3 protein-coding genes are annotated in these 5,565 nt (G+C 44.5%); 2 read left to right on the forward strand and 1 reads right to left on the reverse strand.

Annotated features, from left to right (window positions below; translation table 11 throughout):
- The coding region (locus JX312_RS08465) for a beta-galactosidase (RefSeq protein ID WP_204457692.1) at positions 1–2,326 on the forward strand (2,326 nt) is incomplete at its 5' end.
- A 166-nt stretch (positions 2,327–2,492) separates the two neighbouring features.
- On the opposite strand, the gene JX312_RS08470 is transcribed toward JX312_RS08465, so the two are convergent.
- Entirely contained in the window at positions 2,493–3,431 is a 939-nt protein-coding gene (locus JX312_RS08470; RefSeq protein ID WP_172469597.1) for a cation diffusion facilitator family transporter, read from the reverse strand.
- 223 nt (positions 3,432–3,654) lie between these two features.
- On the opposite strand from JX312_RS08470, the gene JX312_RS08475 reads away from it, so the two are divergent.
- A complete protein-coding gene (locus JX312_RS08475) occupies positions 3,655–5,460 on the forward strand; it encodes an IS1634 family transposase (RefSeq protein WP_204457693.1) in 1,806 nt (601 codons plus the stop codon).
- Positions 5,461–5,565 lie beyond the last annotated feature (105 nt).

A 5,565-nucleotide genomic window follows, 5' to 3' on the forward strand; every position in this document is an offset into this window, starting at 1 on the left:
AGACAGTATGCTGGCGATGGCAGAGAATGTATCGCAAGACACTCATGGCAAATTTGAAGCCGGCAAAGGGACATTCCTTCTGAATGGCAAACCTTTTGTTGTAAAAGCTGCGGAACTTCATTATCCGAGGATTCCGCAAGAGTATTGGGAACATCGTATCAAGATGAGCAAAGCATTAGGCATGAACACAATATGCCTCTACACTTTTTGGAACGCTCACGAACCCAAAGAGAATCAGTTCGATTTTACAGGACAGAACAATCTGAGAGAATTCATACGTCTCTGTCAGAAAAACGACATGAAAGTGATTCTTCGACCCGGACCTTATGTGTGTGCGGAATGGGAAATGGGAGGACTCCCTTGGTGGCTGCTCAAGAAAAAAGATATCAGACTACGCGAGAATGACCCATATTTCCTCGAACGTGTCGACAAATTCCAAAAAGCTGTAGCCGCGCAGGTAGCAGATCTAACCATTGCTGATGGAGGTCCGATTATAATGGTTCAGGTTGAAAATGAATATGGATCTTATGGCGAGGATAAAAAGTATGTTTCTAACATACGCGACATGCTTCGCAAGAATTTCGGTGACAATGTGACGCTTTTCCAATGTGACTGGTCTTCTAATTTTGAAAAAAACGGACTTGACGACCTTATCTGGACAATGAATTTCGGCACTGGTGCCAATATCGATGACCAGTTCCGCAGATTGAAGGAATTACGCCCGGAAAGTCCGCTTATGTGTTCTGAATTCTGGAGCGGCTGGTTTGACAAATGGGGTGCGAATCATGAAACACGCCCAGCTGCGGACATGATAGCCGGCATTGACGAAATGCTTTCTAAGAACATTTCATTCAGTCTTTACATGACCCATGGCGGAACAAACTGGGGGCACTGGGCGGGAGCAAACTCACCGGGCTACGCGCCTGATGTCACATCTTACGATTACGATGCACCTATTAACGAACAGGGAGCGCCTACCCCAAAATACTGGGAATTGAGAAAAGCTCTTGAAAAATATACAGACGGAAAACAGTTCCCCGTCCCGGCGTCTATCAAGACCATCGACATAAAACCTTTTGCGTTTTCAAAGGTCGCGCCTATATTCTCAAACCTTCCTGAACCCAAAAGCGATGTCAATATACGCACTATGGAGGAATATGACCAGGGATTCGGAAGCATCATCTATCAGACAACACTTCCGGAGCTTGCAAACGGAGGTTTTCTCACTGTAAATGATCCTCACGACTATGCTCAGGTCTTCGTAGACGGCAAATATATCGGCACTCTTGACCGAAGAAACGGTGAGAAACAGTTGTCTCTCCCACCCTGCAAAAGGGGAGCGAGACTTGACATTTTCGTTGAGGCAATGGGGCGAATCAATTTCGGAAGAGCAATAAAGGATTTCAAAGGAATCACTGACAATGTGACTGTGACTGAAGACCGCAACGGATATCATTTTACATGCGAGCTCAAAAACTGGAAGGTATATAACATTGAGGATGAATATGAGTGTTACAAATCTTACAGCTACGCACCCATTGAGTCTGTCAGCCCCGATTCCACAGGCCGTCTCCCCCGAGGTGTGTACGTAGGCACCTTCAATATAAACAAACCTGCAGATACTTTCCTGAGTTTTGAGAAATGGGGCAAAGGTCTTGTATACGTAAACGGACACGGAATCGGCAGAATCTGGGAAATCGGCCCACAACAGACATTATATGTGCCCGGAACATGGCTTAAAAAAGGTGAAAATGAAGTACTTGTCTTTGATATCATGGGTCCTAAGGAAGCTGTCAGCTTCGGATCCAAGACTCCTGAACTCGACAAACTTCTGGTCAAAAAACCTCTCACCCACAGAGAACCCGGACAAGAACTTGATCTTGAAGGCTCAAAACCTGTGGTTTCATCTTCTTTAACACCTGGAAACGGATGGAAAGAGATTTCATTCGGGACTCCGGCAACAGGCAGATACGTATGTCTTGAAGCAGTCAACTCTCACGATGGCAAGGATCGTGCTGCTATTGCGGAAATGTATCTTCTTGACAACAATAACGAGAGAATCTCGCGCGAACCCTGGGTTGTCATGTACGCTGACAGCGAAGACGTAGAGGGTGTGAACAGATCTGCGGACAAGACATTCGACTTACAGGAATCCACATACTGGAGTACAAAAAAGAAAGACAAATTCCCTCATTTTATTGTAATTGACCTTGGGAAAGAGCATACTCTCACAGGACTGCAATGCCTGCCCCGTATGGAAAGCAACGCACCATCGGCAATCAAGGACATAAAAGTTTATGTCTCATCTGTTCCTTTCAAGTTCTGATACCGTTTTAAAAGACGCGTAAGAGACGCACTCAAAACATAAAATGACGAGAGCATGGCAAAATCATGCTCTCGTCATTTTATATATCAGTTTATATATCAGCAAGACTGCATATATCAAAACTCTGCGATCAAGCAAATCACACACGATTATAGCTCAGATTCATTCAGGATGGCTCAGTCACCACACTTACCATAATGTTCTTTCCGAACTTATGCTTTAACACATCTTCAATCTCGCAAGATATTTTATAGCCTTCCTGAATATTAAGATTTCCATTGACTTTCACAACTGCGTCAAAAATCAGGAACGGACCGCTTTTACGCGTTTTTAGAAATCTGACCTCCGACACTCCGGCTCTGGATGAAACAAGTTGCAATGCCTGTTCATAATCATGATGAGGAATCGAGCCTTCCATTAGTTCTCTGAATGCCGGAACAAAAAGGCGGACTGCTGGAATGATTATGAAAATCACGATCACAAGAGAGGCACATGGGTCAAGGATTCTCCACTCTTCACCAAGAAAATGGGCAAAAGACACACCTATGAGTGTAGCTACGGAAGCAAACGCATCACTGCGGTGATGCCATGCACTTGATACCAATGCATTGCAACGCGTGCTTTTACCTACCCTGCGGTAGAAGCGATATAAAAACTCTTTGCATGTTATTGCAAACACAATGGCGAATACTGTCCAGATATCGGGTTGCGGAAGCACTTCTCCCTTGACATAATTCTGAATTGATTCAATTGCCTCTTTTGTCACCATCACAGCTATAAAAATCAGAATCCCCGATATAACCATAGATGCAAAAGTCTCGAACTTGCCATATCCATAAGCAAAGCCGCTGCTTGCCTTCCGGAAAGAAATACCTACAAATGTAAGCATGACAAGATCCGAACCAACATCACCGAGGGAATGGTAGCCGTCTGCCACCAAGGCGTCGCTATGACCACAATAGCCGAAAACAAGCTTTATAACGAGAAGGAGAATGTTTACAATGCAACCGATTGTCACAGCCTTACGAATCTGCTTTGCCTCCTCTATTCCGTGAAAATCGAGAAGACCTGACAAATTTATCTGGTGAGCATGATTATGTTTCATATCATTTTATTTAGTAAATAAGCATCCGAATTTAACAATACAAAATTAACTATTTTTCCTCTTAATTTATCAACGCCGTAAAAAGAAATTGGTTTTAACGGTGTGTCTCGGTAGTTTGACAGTTGCAATTTCATGAATCTTTTTTGCTGGCACGCTTGCACGTGTCAAATTTTATCACTATATTTGTAGCACCGTGTAGCAATCAATGGCAGAGCGGCATAATATGAAGCTGAAAATAACCAAGACAAAAAAGACTTCCATCCTTTATGTACAGAAGGCATACAGGGACAAGAACGGCAAAAGTACCTCAAGAATCCATGAGCGCCTTGGAACGCTTGAGGAAGTTCGTCAGAGATGCGGAGACAGAGATCCTGTTGAATGGGCCAGGGAATATATCGCCAGGCTTACGGCACAGGAGAAGGAGGGCCGGCAGGTGATAATATCACGTCTGTCGCCCACAAAGCTTATTGAAAAAGGCGAGGCTCAGAGTTGCGAGAGCGGATATCTGTTTCTTAAACGGCTGTACCATAAGGTCGGGATGGACAGGATATGCGAGGCAATCTCACGTAAACATAAGTTCGACTTTGATTTCAACAAAGTTCTGGAGCTGATGGTCTACGAACGGCTTCTGAGACCGGCTTCAAAACTAGGTAATTATCGCAGGAGCGGAAGCTATATCGAGCCTTTTGATATAGAAAAACAGCATATCTACAGGAGTCTGGATATCCTGGACAGACACGGTGAATACATCCAGAAGAGACTTTTCCTTAATTCGTCAAAGGTTGTCGAACGGGATACGACCGTCATGTACTATGACTGCACCAACTATTTTTTCGAGAGAGAATCTGCCGATCCGGACTATGTGACAGACAAAAAAGGGAACGTTCATGAACGTATACGCAAGTACGGAGTCTCCAAGGAACATCGACCGAACCCCATCGTACAGATGGGTATGTTCATCGACAACTCCGGCATGCCGGTTGCGATGTGCATCAATCCCGGCAATGCCAACGAACAGACTACCTTGATTCCAACTGAAAAGATTATAGTCGAGAAGATGGGGGTCAGCAAGATTGTAGTCTGTACAGACGGAGGTCTCTCTTCTGAAGGCAACCGGTCATATAACTCCACAGCAGAAAGATCATTCATAACGGTGCAGTCAATAAAGAAACTGGAGGATAATCTCAGGGACTGGTGTCTGGAACCGACAGGATGGAAACTTGTAAAGCCCGACACGGTACAAAAAGACAAGCGGTACCGGGATGCAGACGAGGATGAACTGGAGTTTGACCTGACTGATGCCGATACTGCCCGTTATTACGGAGACCGCACTTTTTATCGCGAGCGTTGGATTGTCAATGAAAAGACAAAGTTCTCTCAAAGATTGATTGTGACATTTTCATACAAATACCGCGACTACCTCCGATTCCTGCGTCAACGCGAGATTGACAAGGCTGACAGCAATGCACGTGGAAACAGGACATTGACCAAATCTTATAAGAGCCCTGACAGGTTCCTTTCCGAGACCTACGCCACAGAAGACGGCGAGGTTGCGGTATTCAGAACCGTCTCCCTGAATCTTGACGCCATATCAGAAGAAGAAAAATATGACGGCTTCTATGCGATATGTACGGATCTGTCTGACAATGTGACGAAAATCATCGAACTGAACCATAACCGCTGGGAGTCGGAGGATGCCTTCAGGGTCATCAAGACTGACTTCAAGGGTCGCCCCGTCTTCGTCTGGACGGCGGAACACATAAGGGCCCACTTCATTGTCTGCTTTATCACACTACTGCTCTTCAGAATAATGGAAAAGGAACTGAACTATAAATACACATCCTCAGCTATAATTGAGAAACTACGGTCAATGACTATGAACATAGTCAAGGGAGAAGGCTACAAGCCTAACTTCACACGGGATGATCTTACAGATGACCTACATGCCAAAGCCGGCTTCAGACTCGACACCGAGATTGTTACTCGTCAGAAAATCAAACAGATTATTGCTAATATTAAAAAAGGTTAAATATAGATAACCCCATTCCAGTGCTACATATATAGACCCTTTTGCACATGGCTTCACGCCAATGTACAAAAGGGTTTGCTCGTTTTTGGACTGTAAAAGATGGGA

This window comes from Barnesiella sp. CU968 (assembly GCF_905219685.1).
Lineage (GTDB): Bacteria > Bacteroidota > Bacteroidia > Bacteroidales > Muribaculaceae > Lepagella > Lepagella muris_A.